The 20,242-nt window shown below is 64.5% G+C and carries 24 protein-coding genes and 1 tRNA gene; 13 read left to right on the forward strand and 12 right to left on the reverse strand.

Annotation, left to right across the window (positions count from 1 at the left end; genetic code table 11):
• Positions 1 to 116: 116 nt before the first annotated feature.
• A complete protein-coding gene (locus tag DFS13_RS39775; RefSeq protein ID WP_134163131.1) occupies positions 117 to 386 on the reverse strand; it encodes a hypothetical protein in 270 nt (89 codons plus the stop codon).
• Between the two features lie 27 nt (positions 387 to 413).
• Here DFS13_RS39775 and DFS13_RS06625 point away from each other — a divergent pair, with 27 nt between their 5' ends.
• Positions 414 to 752 (forward strand): hypothetical protein, encoded by a 339-nt coding sequence (locus DFS13_RS06625; protein ID WP_111441506.1) that lies wholly within the window; start codon positions 414 to 416, stop codon positions 750 to 752.
• Positions 753 to 915: 163 nt separating this feature from the next.
• Here DFS13_RS06625 and DFS13_RS06630 read toward each other — a convergent pair.
• The 5 genes from DFS13_RS06630 to DFS13_RS06645 form a co-directional block, all read right to left on the reverse strand.
• Positions 916 to 990 (reverse strand) — tRNA-Gly (locus DFS13_RS06630).
• Positions 991 to 1,215: 225 nt separating this feature from the next.
• Entirely contained in the window at positions 1,216 to 1,914 is a 699-nt protein-coding gene (locus DFS13_RS06635) for a hypothetical protein (RefSeq protein WP_134163130.1), read from the reverse strand.
• A 56-nt stretch (positions 1,915 to 1,970) separates the two neighbouring features.
• On the reverse strand, positions 1,971 to 3,572 hold the full coding sequence (locus DFS13_RS06640; RefSeq protein ID WP_208328478.1) for an RNA-directed DNA polymerase: 1,602 nt from the start codon (positions 3,570 to 3,572) through the stop codon (positions 1,971 to 1,973).
• Between the two features lie 55 nt (positions 3,573 to 3,627).
• Positions 3,628 to 4,299, reverse strand: a complete 672-nt coding sequence (locus DFS13_RS39780; RefSeq protein WP_134163129.1) for a hypothetical protein — start codon at positions 4,297 to 4,299, stop codon at positions 3,628 to 3,630.
• Positions 4,300 to 4,305: 6 nt separating this feature from the next.
• A complete protein-coding gene (locus DFS13_RS06645; RefSeq protein ID WP_111441508.1) occupies positions 4,306 to 5,367 on the reverse strand; it encodes a ParA family protein in 1,062 nt (353 codons plus the stop codon).
• Positions 5,368 to 5,451: 84 nt separating this feature from the next.
• Between DFS13_RS06645 and DFS13_RS40765 the strand changes: the two genes are divergently transcribed.
• The 3 genes from DFS13_RS40765 to DFS13_RS06655 all read left to right on the forward strand — a co-directional run bounded on the left by DFS13_RS40765 (position 5,452) and on the right by DFS13_RS06655 (position 7,852).
• Positions 5,452 to 5,586 carry a hypothetical protein gene (locus tag DFS13_RS40765; RefSeq protein WP_258399992.1) on the forward strand — a complete coding sequence of 45 codons (135 nt, stop codon included), beginning with the start codon at positions 5,452 to 5,454 and terminating at the stop codon, positions 5,584 to 5,586.
• A 416-nt stretch (positions 5,587 to 6,002) separates the two neighbouring features.
• Entirely contained in the window at positions 6,003 to 6,347 is a 345-nt protein-coding gene (locus DFS13_RS06650) for a cupin domain-containing protein (RefSeq protein WP_006496617.1), read from the forward strand.
• Between the two features lie 323 nt (positions 6,348 to 6,670).
• On the forward strand, positions 6,671 to 7,852 hold the full coding sequence (locus DFS13_RS06655; protein WP_111441509.1) for a mandelate racemase/muconate lactonizing enzyme family protein: 1,182 nt from the start codon (positions 6,671 to 6,673) through the stop codon (positions 7,850 to 7,852).
• Here DFS13_RS06655 and DFS13_RS06660 read toward each other — a convergent pair.
• Complete coding sequence (locus DFS13_RS06660; RefSeq protein WP_080330720.1) at positions 7,849 to 8,475, reverse strand: LysE/ArgO family amino acid transporter; 627 nt, start codon at positions 8,473 to 8,475, stop codon at positions 7,849 to 7,851. The genes DFS13_RS06655 and DFS13_RS06660 overlap by 4 nt on opposite strands.
• A gap of 54 nt (positions 8,476 to 8,529) precedes the next feature.
• The gene (locus tag DFS13_RS06665) at positions 8,530 to 9,474 is read right to left on the reverse strand and encodes a LysR substrate-binding domain-containing protein (RefSeq protein WP_111441510.1); all 945 of its coding nucleotides are present in this window, start codon (positions 9,472 to 9,474) and stop codon (positions 8,530 to 8,532) included.
• A gap of 192 nt (positions 9,475 to 9,666) precedes the next feature.
• Between DFS13_RS06665 and DFS13_RS06670 the strand changes: the two genes are divergently transcribed.
• From DFS13_RS06670 to scpB, 3 genes are read left to right on the forward strand one after another with little or no spacing between them, the layout of a single operon-like run.
• Positions 9,667 to 10,989, forward strand: a complete 1,323-nt coding sequence (locus DFS13_RS06670; protein ID WP_006488552.1) for an MFS transporter — start codon at positions 9,667 to 9,669, stop codon at positions 10,987 to 10,989.
• 59 nt (positions 10,990 to 11,048) lie between these two features.
• Complete coding sequence (locus DFS13_RS06675; protein WP_077190928.1) at positions 11,049 to 12,272, forward strand: CaiB/BaiF CoA-transferase family protein; 1,224 nt, start codon at positions 11,049 to 11,051, stop codon at positions 12,270 to 12,272.
• Entirely contained in the window at positions 12,269 to 13,078 is an 810-nt protein-coding gene (gene scpB / locus DFS13_RS06680) for a methylmalonyl-CoA decarboxylase (RefSeq protein WP_077021914.1), read from the forward strand. Before DFS13_RS06675 ends, scpB begins: the two co-directional genes overlap by 4 nt.
• A 169-nt stretch (positions 13,079 to 13,247) precedes the next feature.
• On the opposite strand, the gene DFS13_RS06685 is transcribed toward scpB, so the two are convergent.
• Positions 13,248 to 14,003, reverse strand: coding sequence for a DeoR/GlpR family DNA-binding transcription regulator (locus DFS13_RS06685; RefSeq protein ID WP_111441511.1), 756 nt, complete (start codon positions 14,001 to 14,003; stop codon positions 13,248 to 13,250).
• 81 nt (positions 14,004 to 14,084) lie between these two features.
• Between DFS13_RS06685 and DFS13_RS06690 the strand changes: the two genes are divergently transcribed.
• From DFS13_RS06690 to DFS13_RS06715, 5 genes are all read left to right on the forward strand, one after another.
• Positions 14,085 to 14,684, forward strand: coding sequence for an NUDIX domain-containing protein (locus DFS13_RS06690; protein ID WP_006496610.1), 600 nt, complete (start codon positions 14,085 to 14,087; stop codon positions 14,682 to 14,684).
• Positions 14,681 to 15,061, forward strand: coding sequence for a DUF4406 domain-containing protein (locus DFS13_RS06695; protein WP_077190924.1), 381 nt, complete (start codon positions 14,681 to 14,683; stop codon positions 15,059 to 15,061). The genes DFS13_RS06690 and DFS13_RS06695 overlap by 4 nt, the downstream gene beginning before the upstream one ends.
• Positions 15,062 to 15,244: 183 nt before the next feature.
• Positions 15,245 to 16,111 (forward strand): Sir2 family NAD-dependent protein deacetylase, encoded by an 867-nt coding sequence (locus DFS13_RS06700; RefSeq protein WP_060213713.1) that lies wholly within the window; start codon positions 15,245 to 15,247, stop codon positions 16,109 to 16,111.
• A gap of 181 nt (positions 16,112 to 16,292) precedes the next feature.
• Complete coding sequence (crcB, locus tag DFS13_RS06710) at positions 16,293 to 16,679, forward strand: fluoride efflux transporter CrcB (protein WP_006488542.1); 387 nt, start codon at positions 16,293 to 16,295, stop codon at positions 16,677 to 16,679.
• Between the two features lie 24 nt (positions 16,680 to 16,703).
• Entirely contained in the window at positions 16,704 to 17,054 is a 351-nt protein-coding gene (locus DFS13_RS06715) for a DUF190 domain-containing protein (protein ID WP_043205441.1), read from the forward strand.
• A gap of 13 nt (positions 17,055 to 17,067) precedes the next feature.
• Here the strand turns inward: DFS13_RS06715 and DFS13_RS06720 are convergent, their stop codons facing one another.
• Complete coding sequence (locus DFS13_RS06720) at positions 17,068 to 17,631, reverse strand: YggT family protein (RefSeq protein ID WP_006488584.1); 564 nt, start codon at positions 17,629 to 17,631, stop codon at positions 17,068 to 17,070.
• Positions 17,632 to 17,706: 75 nt separating this feature from the next.
• A complete protein-coding gene (locus DFS13_RS06725; protein WP_006488556.1) occupies positions 17,707 to 18,636 on the reverse strand; it encodes a Rossmann-like and DUF2520 domain-containing protein in 930 nt (309 codons plus the stop codon).
• A gap of 515 nt (positions 18,637 to 19,151) precedes the next feature.
• On the opposite strand from DFS13_RS06725, the gene DFS13_RS06735 reads away from it, so the two are divergent.
• A complete protein-coding gene (locus tag DFS13_RS06735) occupies positions 19,152 to 19,448 on the forward strand; it encodes a hypothetical protein (RefSeq protein WP_006488565.1) in 297 nt (98 codons plus the stop codon).
• 118 nt (positions 19,449 to 19,566) lie between these two features.
• On the opposite strand, the gene DFS13_RS06740 is transcribed toward DFS13_RS06735, so the two are convergent.
• A complete protein-coding gene (locus tag DFS13_RS06740; protein ID WP_012492886.1) occupies positions 19,567 to 20,235 on the reverse strand; it encodes a LysE family translocator in 669 nt (222 codons plus the stop codon).
• Positions 20,236 to 20,242: the final 7 nt, after the last annotated feature.

Consider the following 20,242-nt stretch of genomic DNA (forward strand, 5'->3'; position numbering starts at 1 on the left):
CCGCCGGGTTTGGCCGAGCGAGGCGTGAATGGGCTCCGGTCTCGGGGCCACATCTCGCGAGGGGCCGAAGCGTATGCCGCTTCGGTGCTCGTTTCAGCGATCGGGCATGGTGCATGTCACTCGCAGCTTTCCCATTCGAAGATGCTAGCGTTCGTGAGTTCGCGCCATATCTTGCCGCCGAACGATTGAGTAGAATCGCCGACGCAGCCGGCTTGACCGGATGCGCCGGACGCGTGCGCAATCCGATGAAAATGAATAGTGTGCGCTTCATTCCGCATGCTCGCGGCCAGAACGACAAGAAGGGGTAACGGCCGCATGATGCTTGATGTTCGATCGATGGTTGTTTTCGCAACGGTCGAGAGAAAGGACGCGTCGGCATGATCCACGGCCAATGGCCTTTGGGGAGAAAAGCCATGAGTGAAACAATTTTTGTACGGCGCAAAGTCGGCAGCGGCCCGGCGATGCTCGCACTTGCCGAGTGTGTGATCGCCGGTATCGCCGGCATTTCAATCGTGAGCGATCCGGGCAGCTTTGCCGGCGCATCGGGATTCGGTGCGATCGGCGCGGCACTGGTCGTCGCGGTCCTATGCGGCGTCGCTTCGCTCGGCGGTCTCGTTTGGGCGATCAGCACGTTGCTCAACGCGAATGGCGATGCCGGAACGGACGGCGTGCCGGCGTATTGCGCGATCATGCTTCATGGGTTGCTGTGCTTGCCCATCCTCATCGTGGTCTTTGCGGGCGGCATGCGGTAGGCGCCGGGTTTTTCGTCACGAACTGGCTATCGGGAAGATGTCGCGATGAGCGCATGACGGACATGATTCGCCGAACACATTCGGGATCGGGTATTGCTGGGAGGGGAGGTACGGCTGCCGCTGGAACCCTGCAAGCTTTGCGCGGCAAGGGTTGGGGAAAGGCTGGAGCGGGCGATGGGAATCGAACCCACGTCATCAGCTTGGGAAGCTGAGGTAATGGCCATTATACGACGCCCGCAGAACTGTCGATTCTACAGGGGTTCGGGTGGGAATGGCAAGCGAGGCGTCTGGGTCGGCTGTATCGAAACTGGCATTGTTGTTGCTCGGCGGCTGTCGGAACGGGGCACTTTCAGGCATTCGACACACACGCTAATATCGTCAACAATCGCGCGTCAGGATTCCTCCAGTTCGACAAGGATCGATCCCATGCTTGTTCGCTCGCTCGCCGCTTCGGATGCACGGATCAGAATGCTCGATCGTTCACAAACTCCGTCGTTTGGACAAATTCCACTACGTCCCCGAGAACATCCACACGGGGCTTCCCTCCGGATAATCGAAGCAGTAGCGCATCGATTTCGGCACGATGGAATGTACCGCGTCGAGGGTTGAAAACTGCAACGTGACTCCATCGTTGCCGTCCCGCGCCAGCGTCAAGTGCGAGATAAGTTATGAGCTGCCTCAGATCCTTTCCGGAAACATTACGGGTCGTCGTTTTGATTTCGACCAAGGTCCCATTGATCCCGAGATCGCCCTCTGCTGCGTTCAGGAATCCGCATCCTTCGAACCGCGGGCTAAACTCGACGTCGTCTGCCGGCAGGCAGGCGCGGTAAAGGGACGCATAATTGCTCGCAAGTGCGACGCCTTGACTCAACTCTGGGGGCGTTAGTGGCTCGATCGGGTCGGGCTTTGCGCCTTCGTACTTTTGCACTACCTCGAAAGCCATGCGGCTTGCCTCTTGCACAATCTCGGCCTGATCGAGGAGGTCATCGGCGTGTCGGCCGCTGTCATGCAGCAATCTCGCAGCCCAGAAAGCGAACTCCGCAACCATGTCGGCGCGTATGCCGGGCACTATCGGAATCGCTCGTAGAGGGTCTCCAGACTTGTCGACAAGCTCTTTCCGGTAAGCTTCATTGAAGAGACCCACGAAGCGCGGCGTCAGCAACGGCACTAGTTCCTGCCAGAACGAACAGAAAGACTTCGCGAAGACGCGCTCGGATATCATAGCGGTACGCTTTTGTTTGACTGGAATCTGCTGGAAAACCAGTCGCGAACCAATATCTCGGCCTTGGACCAACTGGCTTTGACGTGATCTCGCCAGTGTCTCCCCTCGTCGCCTAAAAAGTACGACGCAATAATGAAGGCGCGGCGCTCGAAGACGGACATCGCGCCATATTTCGTTTTCGCATCCGAAAGCCAATAGTGGCACGACCACTTGGCCATCGCCAAGATGACTAAACGTCGAATCATGGGGTTGGCGCTATCCTCGAAGATCTTTATGAGGATCTCCTCTTTTTGCTGTGTTTGGTCGCCGGCCAGAGCCCGGATGTAGTAGGACAGATTTACCTCCACCGATAACAACGGTGACTGCTCGCTCCACAGTTTGCAGAGAGCTTCGTCGAGGCGGGCTCTCGCATCTGAAGCGAGCCCTGCATAGACATCGCGTACGGCGCGCATAACGGTCACGAAGACTGGCGCGAGCGTCATAAGGTTGTCACCGTCTAGCAGCATGCCAACTGCCTGCATTCGCTGGGCTGGATCGAGAGCGAGGATTGCCTGGACGGCCTGCTTGGTTACGGAGGTATCGATCGTAGTTTTGGCAATCTCCCGTCCTAGGATTCCAATGATGTCGATTTCCTGAATGGCTCCTTTGAGTTCCTCGTAATCCTCCTCGGCAGTGGGTGAGTAGGGATCGAAGCGCAGCGATATGCTCAGGAGCTTCTGTTCCTCGGTGGCCAGCGCATTTGCGGCTTCGGCAGGGTCCAGCAACTGCGCTGTCTCTCGAAACTCCTGCGCAGAGAGAATGCGCGTCTTCTTCTTCTGAAGCACCAACCCTTCGTTCGCTAGCTTTTCAGATAAAAAGACAAGGGTTCGATAGGCTTCAGCTTTGTCAGCACAGAAGATTGCATAGTCATCAGCATAGCGGCAAAAGCGCACGCCCCGGCGGACTAGGAGCTTATCGACTCCATCGAGCGAAAGCTCAGCCAAAATTCGTGAAGCCGGACCACCTACAGGCAGACCATAAGAGACATTCTGCGAAAACTGTTTGAGTAAGTCCATGAGACGCTTCGGCTGATCCCCAACGCCAGGGAGCCGCTGTAGGGCGTTCTCGATACGATGATGGTAAATGCGGGAATAGAAATCGGAAATGTCTGTCTGTACCACGACGGGGTAGTCGTTGCTGAGTAACAGACACTGCTTCCTAAAATCGATCCAAGTGCTGTCTTTGAAGATCTTGGCGTCACTTTCTTGCCAATGAAAACGATAAGAGAAAACTGTCTTCTCGGTTTCCGGTACGCGAACGGACTCGATCTTATCGGCAATCGACAGCACCAGCGACAAGTAGGAACAATTCCAAAATGGATCGATCAACGTAGCCCAACGAAACCCAGCATAGCCAACTTGTGCCAAACTGCGCATCGTTTCCGGTGGATAGACTGAAAGCCACTGGTCCCAGTTTGCATGGATGGTCCGTATCAGCGTGGCTGAATCCGCTGGCCTATCACGGAACAACAGATTTTCGAACGAAAACGAAAAAATATCCGTGTCACCGTGTTCGGCCACATTGCGAAGCGCCGCTGCGATGGCTTGATCGATGTTCATTTCGCGGTTGCTCGGGATTGTATTCTTTATTTAACGTCACGCTCTGACGAATGGTCTACAAGACCGAAAATCTTGGCCCGGACAGATTGGTCCCAAGCTTGTGATCGGCATACCATGCCAACCAACGCATCTTCTCCTGTACCGAGCTGTCGCTACTTCGTGATGCTGCTATCACGCCTTGGATTGATGTATTGAATTTATCCTTCTCGTCCTGATTGTCTATCTCGAGATAGTCGATAAATGAAATGCCGTCCTCTTCGCGAATCAAATTCAAGGCTCCAATATCCACCGTTGGCTGCGCAAGCTGAAGCAGGTTTTCAGATACGACTATTCTGGGGTATTTTGCTTGTGTGCTCTCGAGGCGATAAGCGTCTATTAAGCCTTTGCTGAACAAGAACCTATCTTTGACGAAGTGTTTGCCGAAGGTGACTCCGCCTCGGCATAGTAATCCATCGAGAAGGAGTGAGCGTTGCCATATTGCTATTGTTGAAATGAAGTTGGATAGTGATGGTAGATCAAATGGTCGACTTAACACTATTGAATCGGAGAATTGAGTAAGGCCGGAATCTAGATCCTTGCTGAAAAGTGCGGCCGCGCGAAGATGCGCGGTGTACAATAGGTCCAAGTATTTGGGTTCATGAGATGATTCGCAGTCGGCTCGAACCATCTCTGAAAAACCAAGAAGATCAATGAATGCCACGAAGTGACTTTCAAGTTTCAATAGCATCGTCGATTAACCTGCGATAGAAATTCGATTGGCGAGTTGCTCAAGACAGGTTTTGTATGTTGCCATGCGCTTCTGGGCATCGGTCCAAGTTCCTCCTGCCCATGCGACACCAGACTCGGTGACCAAGGCGGTATCTTCTTGTGTGATGCTAAAGACAGGTTTTCCGACCTCCTGCATTAGAGGGGCCAGTGTGCCAAAATCGGGAATTTGAGCAGCAATAAATTCCTCGTGACTTAGTGGGCACAGATTTTTTTCTGGTGTGGAGAGCTTTTCCAAAGCCGGGACAAGATATGTTGTGATCTGTTCTGGAATGCGCTTCATCCAAACATCAAAACCTGCTTTGGGTTTTCCTTTATAGACTTTAAAAAATTGAGATATCGCGCCACAAAAAATTGGCTGCCCTGGGCGGACGGGAAGAGAATAACTTTTGTACGTTTCACGAATCTGAGAGTGTTCTTCAAGCCATCGAGAAACGATGGTTGATAGCGTCCGAATGGCCTGAACATTGAATCGGTCCGGTGCAACTGGAACAAAGAACGCATCGCAAGCTAAGAAAAACGAGCGCGTTAGTGCACCAGCGCTTGGTCCAAGGTCAATGAATATGTAGTCGTAGCCACGGGCATCGGCGAGGCGCGTCAGCATGTCACCGATGGCAACGTATGTGCGCATCAGATTAGTGCGAGCGGCGAAGCGTTGAGTATGTGCTTCGCCGATATCATCTTCGATAGAGGTAAGGTCGACGCTACCTCGAATAAGATCAAGTCCCGGCACGAGATTCACGGTCTCGATGGTATCGATATTTATTGATGCGACTTCGCCTTCAATTCTCGGCTTGAGAGCGTCAAGGATATTTGTTCCAGGCAGATCTTGAATAATTCCAGTTTTTTCTGCGACCGCATCTAATTCTTCTATTACTCGTCCTAGGCATAATTCGGTGAGGTTGCATTGTGAGTCTGCATCCACGAGCAATACTTTTTTTCCTCGCGTTACAAGAAGATGTGCAAGGTTGAAAGTTGTGGTGGTCTTTGAAACCCCGCCTTTGTGGTTGTATAGCGTTACGATAGGCATTGGTCACCTCGATTGTTCGTGGCTGTAAGGATACTCCTTTTCGTGAAGGGGGGCGATTGGTGAGAGGCGAAAGGAGTCAACTGGGTGTCGACTGCCATTGAGAGAATGGCAGAGATCTTCGTCGCTGGAGTCGGTGCAATTGGACTGGTGACGCTATATCGTCAGCTTCTCGAGTTTGGCGCTGGCATGAAAACTGGCACCGTCGAGAACTACGCATGAACAGTGGTTCTTCGTGGAACCGGGAGAAATCGTGACGTGAGAACGCGCATGACTAGTGGTTCTGATTAACGCGATAGGGCCTGAGAGGCTGAGGTAATGGCCGTTATACGACGGCCGAAGGGTGGGTGATCGTACAGGGTTTGGTGGCAATGTTACAAGTAGTGCGTTGTGGGGCTGCCCGCAAACGGACTTCGAACTCGTTCGTGGAGTACGTACCCTCGCGATGCGCCAACTACCTAAGCAAGTGGGTTGTAACTAGAGAAGTGGCCGAGGTTCAACTACAAACGCGATGGCGGCACGCTTGTACGCCCGCCAATGTCGAAAATAGACGAGTCGGCGTCGGAAGCATGCAAGCCTGGACAAGGCTTTCGAACTAACGTGACAGACCTTTCACACGATCTCAGTCTGGAGCCGACATGTCCGATTTCATCACCGTTCTGCGCAAAACCTGCCCGACGCCTGTCCTTGACGCGACCAAGTGGAAGCGCATTGGCGGCGATCCGCACACCGTGAACCTCAACGCGTACGTCTCGAAGGACGGCAGCAAGATCATGGGTACCTGGATCTGCACGCCGGGCAAGTTCGAGGTGAACTACGAAAAATGGGAGTACTGCCACTTCCTTGATGGCTACTGCATCATCACGCCGGAAGGCGAGGAGCCGCAGCACCTGAAAGCCGGTGACGTATTCGTGATCGAACCCGGCATGAAAGGGACATGGGAAGTGGTGGAGACGGTGCGCAAGTACTTCGTCTTCGCCTGAGCGGGGCGGTCGATTCAACCCGACCCGCGCGCTCCACATCCTCCCGGTTCGCGGAGCCGGGACGGCAACCGAGGATTCCGGCTCGATCGAACTCGATTCGGTTCGGAAAGAACGCGCCGAACGTGGTTACACGCTTCGCGCCCCCGCTATCCGACTCCGATCCGTGACGAAGGCGACGCGCGGTTGTCCGGCGGCGACACGATGACGCTCGCCGGTCGTGCACGCGGTCGCGCAAACCCCTAAGATGCAGCGATCCGTCCACCGTTTCCGCTGCAGCGCACGAATCTCCCGCCTGCGCCGGACGCCCCACCGGAACCCCGACCATGCGCATCACCGCGATCCACGAACGCGCGATTCCCGTATCCCGCTATGCCGATCCGGCGATCCCGTCCGGCGGCCTGACCACGAGCATCGTCGCGGTCGTCACCGACGTCGTGCGCGACGGCTGCCCGGTGACGGGCTACGGCTACGCGTCGATCGGCCGCTTCGCGCAGGGCGGCCTGATCCGCGAACGGTTCGCGCCGCGCCTGCTGGCCGCCGCCGATACGCTCGCCGACGAAGCCGGCACGAACCTCGACCCGTTCCGCGCGTGGCGCGCGATGATGGCCGGCGAGAAGCCGGGCGGGCACGGCGAACGCTGCGTCGCGGTCGGCACGCTCGACATGGCGATCTGGGACGCCGCCGCGAAGATCGCCGATCTGCCGCTGCATCGCTTTCTCGCCGATCGTCTCCAACACGCGGCAGCACCACGCGTGCGCGTCTACGCGGGCGGCGGCTACCGCTATCCGCATGACGATCTCGCGCGCCTGCCGGATGAGATACGACGGATCGTCGATCTCGGCTACACGCACGCGAAGATCAAGATCGGCGGGGCGAATTTCGATCAGGACCGGCGCCGCATCGACGCCGCGGCCGCGCAGTTGGCAGGCCCTTCGCATCTCGCAGTCGACGCGATGAACACGTACGACGCGACGACCGCCCACGAGGCGGCCGACATGCTCGCGCCGTTCGGCCTCTGGTGGTTCGAGGACATCTGCGACCCGCTCGACCTGCCGCTCCAGGCAGACGTCGCCACGCGATACGCACCGCCGATCGCAGCAGGCGAAGCGCTGTTTTCGCTCGCGGAAGCGAAGCTGCTCGACCGCTACGGCGGCTTGCGTGCCGACCGCGACGTGCTGGTGTTCGATCCCGTGCACAGCTACGGGCTGCCGGGCTATCTGCAGATCGTCGATCACTTCGTGTCGCGCGGCTGGCGGCGCGACGCGTTCTGGCCGCATGGGGGCCATCTGTTCTCGTTGCACGTCGTCGCGGCGCTCGGGCTTGGCGGCGCGGAAGTCAGCCCGTTCGCGTTCCAGCCGTTCAGCGGACTGGCCGATGGCGAAATCGTCGACGCGGGATACGCGCGCGTGCCGCAGGCACCGGGTATCGGATTCGAGCTGCATGCCCACGCACACGACGCGTTCCGCGCGATATCGCTATCGGGCTATCGGGCCGCTGACACCTAAAGCGCGTCGATCGCGAAACGCACCGCGAAGCCGAGCATCATCACCGCGACGAAGCCATCGAGCACGCGCCACGCGAGCGTACGGGCGAACCACGCACGGCACGCGCGTGCGCCATAGGCGAGCATCAGGAACCACGCCAGCGAAGCAGTCATCGCGCCGATCGCAAACGGTGCGCGGGCAGACGGCGCGTGGCTCACGATCACGGTCCCGAGCAGCAGCACCGTATCGATCCATGCATACGGATTGAGCAGCGAAACCGCGGCGGTCGCGAGCAGCGTGCGCGACCGCATGGGTTCGCTAGCGACGCGTGAGCCATCTACATGCTCAGGCTCCCGTCCGACGATCGCCGAGCGCAGCGCGAGCAGGCCGTAGCCGGCGAGATACGCGATACCGGCCCACAGCGCGGCCGCCACCACGGCGGCATGGCGCGACAGCAATGCCGACAGCCCGTGCGCGCCGAGCACGATCAGCAATGCGTCGCTGCCTGCACAGACGAGGGCGATGGAGAGTAGGTGAGGGCTCGAAAGCGAGCGCTTGATGACGAAGGCGTCCTTGGGACCGACCGACGTGAACAGGCCTGCGCCAAGCAGCAGGCCTTCGAGGAAGGCAGAGGTGTCGAGCACGAGCGGGCCGACAACCTCTTAAGCTGAACCGGTGATGGTTACGATGGAGCCACGTTAAGGGGCGCCGGGGGGCGTTGTCAATGCCCGGCCGGCCGCCCATTCCGGCCGCTGCCCGAGCGTGTCGAACAGCCGGACGATTTCGCCCTTCACCTTCTGCACCGCGTTGCTGACGAGCGCCGTGTCGTGCCAGCACAGCGACAGGTCGCGCGCGAACAGCCGGTGCGCGACCGTCGACAGCTTCAGCTTGCGCTCCTCGATCTCGACGTGCGCGGCCGTCCACGGCAGGATCGTCACGCCGAGCTGCGCCATCACGGCCGCGAACAGCAGCCCGGTCGAACTCGCCTCGAAGCTGATCTCGTACGACAGCCCGGCCTCGCGCATCGCCCAGTCGACGCGGTTGCGGATCGTATTCGGCGCGCTCGGCAGCACGAGCGGCATCCGCGCGATCGCGTCGAGCGGCACGGGTGCGTCCGGCACCGGAAAGCCGGGCCACGTGATCAGGTACAGCGTTTCCGTCAGCAGCCGGTGGATCGCGATGCCGCGCGTGTCGACCGCATCGACGACGATCGCGAGATCGAGCCGCGCGCGTTCGAGCAGCGTGTCGAGATCGGCGCTCGGCGCTTCGATCAGCTCCAGCATGATGCCCGGATAGCGGTCGCGCACGGCGCGGGCGAGCGGAATGGCCAGCACGCGCGCGGTGCTCGACGGCATGCCGACGGTCACGCGGCCCTGCGGCGTGTCGGCGTCGCGGCGCAGCAGCTCGCGCGTGCCGTCGGCCTGGCGCAGCAGTTCGAGTGCGTGCCGGTACAGCGTGCGGCCGGCGGCGGTTGGCGCGACGCCGCGCACGCTTCGTTCGAGCAGTTGCATCCCGAGATCCTGCTCGAGATTGCGCATCTGCTGGCTCACCGCCGGCTGCGCGACGTGCAGCGCCTCGCTCGCGTGCGTGACGTTGCCGCATTCGACGACCTTCACGAAATAGCGCAACTGTCTCAAGTCCATCGCCGCCGTCTCCCGATTCAAGCCCGAATCACGCCCGATTCGAGCCATAAGCCAATCCGATCGAGCAAGATGAATATCATATTTTTCAGCGATCGATAGCGTTTCTATACTCGTCTCACAAAAGAGCCCGACTGCCGGCCATTCCGGACCGGACGCGGCGCAAGAGCCGGCCCCGCCGGCAAGGAGACGAAGATGTTCAAGGCGATCGACGCGCCGGCGGCCGGCGCGAAGCCGCGGCGCACGCCGCTCACGCGCGAGCAGGTGAAGGGCTTCTGGGCCGTGTACGCGGGCTGGGTGCTCGACGGCGTGGATTCGGTGATCTACGCGCTCGTGCTGATTCCCGCGCTGACGGAATTGCTGCCGGCGTCCGGCATCGCGGCGACGCCCGCGAATCTGGGGATGTACGGCTCGATCCTGTTCGCGCTGTTCCTGATCGGCTGGGGGCTGTCGTTCATCTGGGGGCCGCTCGCCGATCGCTTCGGCCGCGTGCGCACGCTCGCGGCGAGCATCCTGATCTATTCGGTGTTCACCGGCGCGGCCGCGTTCGTGCACGACGTGTGGGCGCTGGCCGCGTGCCGGCTGATCGCCGGGATCGGCGTCGGCGGCGAATGGGCGCTCGCCGGTACCTACGTCGCCGAGAGCTGGCCGGAAGACCGCCGCAAGATGGGCGCCGGCTACCTGCAGACGGGCTACTACTTCGGCTTCTTCATCGCGGCCTGCCTGAACTACACGATCGGCGCGACCTACGGCTGGCGCGCGATGTTCCTGTGCGGGCTGGCGCCCGCGCTGCTCGCGGTGTTCACGGTGATGCGCGTGAAGGAGCCGGGGCAGTGGCGCCGGCACGATGCGCGCGACGGCGACGTGGCCGACACGCGGCGCGCACATCCGCTGCGCGAGATCTTCGCGCCGGCGTTCCTGCGCCGCACGCTGACGAGCGCGAGCCTCGTCGGCGTCGCGATCGTCGGGCTGTGGGCCGGCTCCGTCTACGAGGCGAGCGCGGTCACCACGCTGGCGGCGCGCGCGGGCATCGATCACGTCGGCGCATTGCGGCTTGCGTCGATCGGCGCGGCGATCCTGTCGTGCGCGACGATCGCCGGCTGCCTGGCGGCGCCGTGGCTGTCGGAACGGCTCGGCCGGCGTACCGCGCTCGGCGTGTATTTCGCGGGAATGGCCGGCTCGATCGTGTTTGCGTTCGGCTGGGCGTTCTACCAGCCGAACGGGCTCGCGGCCTTCATGGTGTCGCTCGCGTTCCTCGGCTTCTTCGGCGGCAACTTCGCGATCTTCTCGCTGTGGCTGCCCGAGCAATATCCGACGCGCGTGCGGGCCACCGCGTTCGCGTTCAACGCGTCGGTCGGCCGCTTCATCGGCGCGGGCGTGAACTTCCTGCTCGGCGCGGCGATACACGGTTACGGATCGCTCGGCGTGCCGGTCGCGTGGACCGCGGCCGTGTTCGGGCTCGGCATCCTGATCCTGCCGTTCGCGGTCGAAACGCGGCATCAGACGCTGCCCGAATGAACGGCGCGGCAGTCGTTCGCAAACAACACACATCTCGTCATCCCTATCAGGAGTCCGGAATGCAGGCATTAACAGGAATCAGGGTCGTCGATCTGAGTCGCGCGCTGTCGGGGCCGTTCTGCTCGATGGTGCTCGCCGATCTCGGCGCCGACGTGATCAAGGTCGAGTCGGGGCCGCACGGCGACATGAGCCGCGCGTGGGGGCCGTTCGATCGCGGCGTGAGCACGTACTACCTGTCCTGCAACCGCAACAAGCGCGGCATCTGCGTGGACTTCCGGCAGCCGGCCGGCCTCGACGTCGTGCGGCGGCTGATCGCGCAGGCCGACGTCGTGATCGAGAATTTCAAGGCCGGCACGATGGACGCGATGGGGCTCGGCTACGAAGCGCTGAGCGCGCGCGACCCGCGGCTCGTGATGGGCAGCGTCACCGCGTTCGGCCCGCGCGGCCCGCTGCGCGACTGGCCGGGCTTCGACCAGATCGCGCAGGGCTATGCGGGGCTGATGAGCGTCACCGGCTTCCCGGACGGCGAGCCGACCCGCACGGGCACCGCGATCGGCGATCTCAGCTCGGGGATGTGGGTCGCGACCGGCGTGATGGCCGCGCTGTTCGAGCGCGAGCGCACCGGGCGCGGCCAGCATGTCGGCACGTCGCTGCTCGAAAGCCTCGTTGCGCTGCTGAGCGTGCATGGGCAACGCTACCTGAGCCTCGGCGACGTGCCGCGCCGTACCGGCAATGCGCATGCGGTGATCGCGCCGTACGGCGTGTTCGAGACGGCCGACGGCCCGCTCAACCTCGCGCCGATCACGACCGACATGTGGTTGCGGCTGTGCCAGTTGCTGGATCTGCCCGAGCTGCCGAACGATCCGCGCTTCGCGACCAACGACGCGCGCGTCGCGCATCGCGATGAACTCAAGGCGCTGCTCGAAAACCGGCTGCGCACGCGCGGCAAGCGCGACTGGACGCAGCGGTTCGTCGAGGCCGGGCTGCCGGCCGGGCCGATCCATACGCTCGACGAAGTGTTCGACGATCCGCAGCTCGCGCATTGCGGGCTGGTCGAGCCGGTCGCGCATCCGACGCTCGGTACGCTGCGCCAGGTCGTCACGCCGCTCGGCGGGATGGGCGACGACGTGCCGGCGCCGCGCACGCGCCATGCGCCGCCGCTGCTCGGCGAGCATACGGTCGACGTGCTGCGCGAAGCCGGCTACGGCGACGAGGCGATCGACGCACTGCTGGCCGCGCGCGCGATCTTCCAGGCGGATGCGGTGGCGGAGGCCGTGCAATGACCGACATGACGAAACACGACGCGGCGTCGACCGTGACGGTGGACCTGATCGGCGAGCGGATCGCGCGCGTGCGGTTCGCGAATCCGGCGCGACGGCATGCGCTCGACGCACCGTTGCTCGATGCGCTCGTCGCGCACCTCGATGCGCTGGCCGCACGCCGTCCGCCGCCCGTCGTGATCCTGTCGAACGACGGCAGCGGCGACGTGTGGAGCGCGGGGCACGACCTGCGCGAGCTGGCCGACGACCGCGATCCGCTCGCGTACGGCAAGCCGCTCGAACGCGCGCTGCGGCGCGTGCGGACCTATCCCGGCGCGGTGATCGCGGCGGTGGCGGGATCGGCATGGGGCGGGGCGGTCGATCTGGTGATGAGCTGCGATCTCGTCGTGGCGGCGCGCGACGCACGCTTCGCGATGACGCCGGCGAACATCGGCCTGCCGTATTCGACGAGCGGCCTGCTGCGCTTCTACGACAACCTGCCGATCCACGTGCTGAAGGAGATGTTCTTCTGCGCGCAGCCGCTCGATGCGGAACGCGCCGCGCATCACGGGCTCGTGAACCGGCTGGCAGACGCCGGCGGGGTCGACGACGCGGCACTCGACGTCGCGCGCACGATCGCCGCGAAGGCGCCGCTCGCGGTGCACGCGGTGAAGGAGCAGTTGCGCGTGCTGCAGGATGCGCGGCCGTTGCCGGCCGATGCGTTCGAACGGATCGCCGAGTTGCGCCGGCACGCGTGCGAAGGCGCGGATTTCGACGAAGGGCTGCGTGCGTTCGCGCAACGCCGCGCGCCGGCGTTTCGCGGGATTTAGGCGGACCGGCGGCGTTTCGGTGTGACGCGTGGCGGCACGCGTTATGCGCCGCCGAGTATGTGCACGCCGAGGGCGATCAGCGGTCGCGCCTGAACGCGCGCGTATCGATCACGCACCGCGTCGACGCATTCGCAGTTCGATTGCGCGTGCGGCCCGCCTGTACCGCGCGCTACGCGCGCACCACCGTCACGCCCGCGGCCTCGATCGGCTTCGTCAGAGCGGCGTCGGTTTCCTGTTCGACGACGATCGTCTGCGCGAGCGTGAGGTCACCGATCACGAACTGCGACGCCGCACGCAGTTTCGACTGCGACGCGAGCACCACCGTCTCGGCCGCGCGTTCGGCCAGCGCGCGCTTGATCGCCGCTTCCTCGAAATCGCCGGTGCTCAGGCCGGCGACCGGATGCACGCCCGTGACGCCCATGAAGTACAGGTCCGTATGGATGCGCGCGATGCCTTCCATCGCCGCCGCGCCGACCGCGACGATCGAGTGCTTGTAGAGCCGCCCGCCGATCAGGATCACGTCGATCGACGGATGTGCGGCCAGCGCAACCGCGACGCTCGGGCTGTGCGTGACGATCGTCGCGCGCAGGTCGGTCGGCAGTTGGCTGACGAGCAGCGCGGAGGTCGTGCCGCCGTCGACGATCGCCACCTGCCCGGGCGCGATCATCTGCGCGGCTCGCCGTGCGATGCGCCGCTTCTCCTTGGCTTCGAGCGCCTCGCGCTGCGCGAACGGCGCGATGGCCGGCGACGCCGGCAGCGCGCCGCCATGCACGCGCTGCAGCAGTCCTTCGGCCGCGAGTTCGCGCAGGTCGCGGCGCACCGTGTCTTCGGATACACCGAATTGCACGCTCAGCTCGGCGGCCAGTACCTGGCCGTCGCGCGCGAGCGCATCGAGGATCGCTTTCTTGCGTTGCGTCGTCAGCATCGTGATTGCACGAAAATTCTTGAAATTGCACGAATCTGCACGTTACCATGGACGCCGTCCTTTGTCGAACCGGAGGCTGCAATGGCTGCAACGCGGGAGCGGGTGCGCATCGTCGATACGACGGTGCTGTCCGACGACTGGTATGTGCTGCGGAAGGTGACGTTCGATTTCCTGCGCCGCGACGGAACGTGGCAGCGCCTGAGCCGCGAGACCTACGATCGCGGCAACGGCGCGACGATCCTGCTCCGTCATGCCGAGACGGGCGACGTGCTGCTGACACGGCAGTTCCGGATGCCGGCGTTCGTGAGCGGGCACGACGGCATGCTGCTCGAAGCGGCCGCCGGGCTGCTCGACGACGCCACGCCCGAAGCGCGCATCCGCGCGGAAGCCGAGGAAGAGACCGGCTACCGCGTGCGCGGCGTGCGCAAGGTGTTCGAGGCGTTCATGAGCCCGGGTTCCGTGACCGAGAAGCTGCATTTCTTCGTCGGCGAATACGATGCGTCGCTGCGCACCGGCGCGGGCGGCGGCGTCGCGGCAGAGGGCGAGGATCTGGAGGTCGTCGAGATGCCGCTGCAGGCGGCGCTGGACGCGGTCGAGCGCGGCGAGATCGTCGATGCGAAGACGATCATGCTGCTCCAGTACGTCGCGCTGCGGGAAACCGCTGGCGCACGCGCCGCATGACGCCGCAACTCGTGCTGGTCGCCGGCCCTTATCGCAGCGGCACGGACGGCAACCCCGCGCGCATCGCCGCGAACCTGCACCGGCTGGAAACGGCAGCGCTCGCCGTGTATCGCCGCGGGCACGTGCCGATGATCGGCGAATGGCTGTCGTTGCCGCTCGCGGCCGCGGCCGGGTCGACGCAGGTCGGCGACGCGATCGGCGAAACGTTCCTGTATCCGGCCGCGCACCGGTTGCTGCGCCGCTGCGATGCGGTGCTGCGCATCGACGGCGCGTCGCGCGGCGCGGATGCGGACGTGGCGCTGGCGCGGCAACTCGGCAAGCCGGTCTATTTCTCGGTCGACGAGATGCCGGTCGCGCAGGACGGTGCGGCTGACTGAGCAAGCGTGGGCGCCGGGTCGCGGCATCGCCGGTGCGGTGCTTGCGGACAGCCGGCGGTCGCACTGCCGGTAGCCGTACGCGCGCGGCGTCACGCGATTGCTGGGTCGATGCTGCGCGACGCCCGAACCGGCGTATGATCGCGACGCCACTCGCGCAACGTTCGACGCCACCGCTTCTCCATCATGCCGTTTTCCGATCCCGCCGATTCCGACGCCGCCGCCGCGTCGCTTCCCGCCGCTCTCGTCGCGTCCGCCGTCGACGCGCTCGCGCGCGCCGACGCCTTGCTCGTCACGGCCGGCGCGGGCATCGGCGTCGATTCCGGGCTGCCCGATTTTCGCGGTACGGACGGTTTCTGGCGTGCGTATCCGGCACTGCGCCACGAGCGTTTCGAGTTCCACGAGATCGCGTCGCCGCACGCGTTTCGTGCGCGTGCGCCGCTCGCATGGGGGTTCTACGGGCACCGTCTCGCGCTCTACCGCGCGACGGTGCCGCACGCGGGCTTCGCGATCCTGCGTCGCTGGATCGACGCGATGCCGAACGGCGGCTTCGTGCTGACGAGCAACGTCGACGGCCAGTTCCAGAAAGCCGGCTTCGATCCGGCGCGCATCGTCGAGATCCACGGTTCGATTCATGCGATGCAGTGCCTGCGACCGTGCACGGACGACACGTGGAGCGCGGCGCCGTTCGTGCCGGTGGTCGACGAAGCGACGTGCCGCCTGGTGGGCGACATGCCGCGCTGCCCGCACTGCGGCGGGCTCGCGCGGCCGAATATCCTGATGTTCGGCGACACCGGCTGGCTCGGTGCGCGCTACGACGCGCAGGAGCGCGCGCTGGAAGACTGGATCGCGCAGGCGGGGCGTGTCGCCGTGGTCGAGATCGGCGCGGGCACCGCGATTCCGACTGTGCGCCTGCTGAGCGAACGGCTCGGTGCCGACGTGATCCGCATCAACGCGCGCGAAGCGCATGCGCGCCGCGCGGACGTGATCGGGCTGAAGGGCGGTGCGCTGGCGACGCTGAACGCGCTCGATCGCGCGTGGCGCGGCGGCTGAGCACCGCGCCTCGTATCGATCGGCCGACGTCGCGCGATTGCGGCCGCGCGACGAGCGCCTGCACGAGCGCCGGCGCGCTGCCTGCCGGTTCGGGCCGCCGGCATTGCCGGTGCGGCGCGATTCCGCATACAGTTCAGCGTAGGCCGCGTCCGCCGCGCGGCGCCGTCAGTGAGGAGTGCCCTTGTTCTATTCGATCGTCGCGATCTTCGTCGGCGCCGGGCTCGGCGCGTTGCTGCGCTGGTGCCTGAGTCTCACGCTCAACGCGTTCTTTCCCGCGGTGCCGCTCGGCACGCTCGCGGCGAACCTGCTCGGCGGCTACGTGATCGGCGTGGCTGCGGTCGTATTCACGGTTCGCGTCGGGTTGCCGCCGGAGTGGCGGCTGTTCGTGATCACGGGCTTTCTCGGCGGTCTCACGACGTTCTCGACCTATTCGGTCGAAGTGATGACGCACGCGCTCGAGGGCGAATTCGGATGGGCGTTGGCGGTGGCTGCCCTACACTTGACTGGATCGTTCGCGCTGACGGCGCTCGGCATGTGGACCGCGCGCGCGTGGCTGGCTGCGGCCTGAGCGGGGCCGCCATCGGAGGGAGCGATGGACAGGGTCTTGTTGCGCTTCTATGTGCACGAGCAGCACCGGCTGCACTGGAAGCCGCTGTGGGAATGGCTGCTGGAAGAGGCGAACCGGATGGGCGTCGCGGGCGGTTCCGCGTTTCGCGCGATGGCCGGTTTCGGCCAGCATCGCGTGCTGCACGAGGATCGCTTCTTCGAGCTGCAGGGTTCGCTGGCGGTCGAGGTGGAATTCATCGTCACCGAGGACGAAGCGCAGCAGCTGCTCCAGCGGCTGTCGCGCGAGAAAGTGCGGGTGTGCTACGCGATGATGCCCGCGCAGTTCGGCGTGATCGACACGCTCGGCGCACCGCCGGCGCAGGGGCCGGCGGCGTAGGGCGCCGCGCCGATCAGATGCCGAACATCGTCAGCGACACGGCGGCGCGCGTGACGATCATCAGCAGCACCTGCACGATCACGAACAGCAGGATCGGCGACAGGTCGATGCCGCCGAGATTCGGGATCACGCGGCGCAGCGGGTTCAGGAACGGCGCGGTGAGCTGGTAGAGGATCGGCATCGCCGGCGAGCGCGGGTTGAGCCACGACAGCAGCGCCATCAGGATCGTCATCCAGATCACGAGGTTGAGCGCCCACTTCACGACGGTGAGCAGCGCGACCACGACGAGCGTCGCGATCACGGCGGCCGGATCGAAGCCGGCCATCACGACCATCAGCACGACGTAGACGAGCGCGGTGAGCAGCGCGGCGACGACGCTGGCCCAGTCGATGCCGCGTACGCCCGCGATCACGCGGCGCAGCGGCAGCACGAGCCAGTTGGTCGCCTGCAGCACGGCTTGCGTGACGGGGTTGTACGGCGGCACGCGGACGGCCTGCATCCAGACGCGCAGGATCAGCGCGGCGCCGAATAGCGTGAAGACGGTATTGAGCAGAAAACGGGCGATCTCGCCGAACATCGTTGGCATCCTTTTTATACAGTCAGTAGCGTGCGGCCGCCAACGCCGGTTGGCGGCGCATCGGCCGACACCTTATCACGCCTCGTCGCGCGACGGGGAGGGGCGCGCGGCCACCCGTGCGAGCGAGGTTTCGACAGCTTCGGCCAGCGCCGGCAACGACGCCGGCGGCGTCGCGCGCTTCGCCGCGAGCGCGACCGCGCGGCGCGTCAGCAGCGCATACAGCGCCGCGTGATCGCCGCCGCGCGCCTCGAGCAGCGCGAGCTGGCGCTCGACGATGCCCGTGTCGCCGCGCGACACTGGGCCCGACAGCGCATTCGCGAGCCCCTTGTCGCGCGCGGTCTCGATCGTGCCGGCGAGCATCGGCAACAGCGCACGCAGCGCGGCGTCCTCGTCGAACCCGAGGCCGCGCCACAGCTCGACCGCTTCCGACAGCCCGCACAGCGCGAAGCTCGCCGCGTAGTGCGCGGCCGCGTGATACAGCATCCGGCCGCCGGCCGGGATCGACAGCGGATGGCAGCCGAGTGCGGCGGCAAGTCGCATCAGCGCCGCGTGCAGCGCGCCGTCCGCTTCGATCGTGACCGAGCAGCCGTCGATGCGCGCGAGGTCGGCGTCGGTGCCGCCGAACAGATAGAGCGGATGAAAGCCGCCGGTGGCCGCGCCTTGCTGCTTCGCCGGATCGAGCAGCGCGACCGCCGACGCGCCGCTGCAATGGACGAGCGCCTGACTGGCGGCGCGCGATGCGTCGAAGCGCAGTGCGGCGGCGCTCGACGCGAGATGATCGTCGGGCGTCGTCAGGAAGATCAGGTCGGCGGCGTCGACCACCTGCTGCGCGGTGTCGACCGCGCGGCAGCCGTCGATGCGCGCGGCGAGGCCGGCGGCCGACGCGGGCGTGCGGCTCGCGATCGCGACGACCGGGAAGCCGGCCTGCGCGAAGCGCTGCGCGACACAGCGCGCGAGGCGGCCGGCGCCGATGAAGCCGAGGCGGGGTGGGTCCGGAAGGGGCATGGCAGCGGATGTAAGCAAAAACGAAGCAACCGCCAGTATCGCAGGAATGACGGCGGTGTCGTGGAAGGCCGGTTGCGGAGCGGTCGCATGTATGAATTACCGGTAGGCGCGGCGATCTGTACGCAGGCCGACGGCCGGTATCGCAGCGGCATCAGGATCATGGAATCCGACCCCGAAATGCCACGCGCCTGCCTCCCGCTTGAAACGTCGGCATCTTGTCTCGAATTTGTAATCGTTCATTACGCATGCTGGCCGGTTGCACGCGCCGGATCCGGTAAGACTGACCGGCCGTCGTGTTGCGACCCGACTCCTCGGACGGAATCGCGCGACCCGCAAGGGTCATCGCCCGCACCGGGCGCCGCGCCGCGCGGCGGCTCCGGCCGCGTGCAATTGCAATTTGCAACAAATGCACGATACGCGCGGGGCGGGTTTTCGCTACATTGCTTGCATGCGACGTGCATGCCCGCCGTTGCCGACAGGAGCGCCTAAAATACCGCTCCAGCAGGAGAATCGAAGTGAAAAAGCTCATTCCGTTCATCGCCGCCGCCGCGCTGGGCCTGGGTGCCGCAAGCGCCGCGCAGGCTCACGTGTCGATCGGGGTCGGCATCGGTATCCCGGTCGCACCCGCGTATCCCGTCTATGCACCGCCGCCGCCCGTGTACTACGCGCCGCCGCCTCCGCCCGTGTACTACGCGCCCGCGCCGGCCTACTATGCGCCGCCGCCCGCCGTGGTCGTCGGCGGTTACTACGGTCGCCCGTACTGGCGCCATGGTTATGGCGGCTGGGGCCATCACGGCTACTGGCGTCGCTGATTCGTCCCGCGCGGCCTGACCGCGCGTGGCAAAACGGCGCAACGTCCCGCGAGGGGCGCTGCGCCGTTTTTCTTTGGGGGCGGCGATACCGTGCCCGGCTCGCGCAGGGCGACCGCGATTACACCGCGTGCACGATCAGGTCGCGGTAGCCGCCGACGATCACGCTGTACGAGAAGTACGCGAACAGCAGCGCGGACGCGATGTGGCAGGCCCGCATCAGCCCGGCGCCCGCGCGCTTGCGGCCCTGGCTCGCGAGCGTGCACATGAACAGCGTCCATGCGAGGCCGCCGAGGAAGAAGCCCGACAGGAACACCGACGCGGTCGCCGGGGTGGTCGCACCGGCTTTCGCGATCAGCGCGCCGCCGACCGCCGCGAACCACAGGATCGCGCTCGGCGACGACATCGCGAGCAGCATCCCGCGCAGAAAGCTGCGCCGCGCGCTCGCCCGCGGCTGGGGGGCGTCGTCTGCTTCGTCGCTGGCCGCCTTGACCGGCGTCAGCGCTTCACGCGCCATCTTCCATGTGAGGAACAGCAGCACCGCGCCGCCGCCGATCCACACGATCCAGCGCACGGGTTCGAACTGCAGCAGCACGGCCATTCCCGCGAGCGCGAGCGCCGCATAGACGAGATCGCCGACGCACGACCCGAGGCCGAGCCAGAAGCCCGGCCGGAAGCCGTGCGATAGCGTGAGCGACAGCATCGCGACGTTTACGAGGCCGATGTCGAGACACAACGATAGCGACAGAAAGAATCCGTCGGACAGCATGGAGGCGGGCGGAAAGCTCATCTTCTGG

Source organism: Burkholderia sp. 28_3, from assembly GCF_003253915.1.
GTDB lineage: Bacteria > Pseudomonadota > Gammaproteobacteria > Burkholderiales > Burkholderiaceae > Burkholderia > Burkholderia cenocepacia.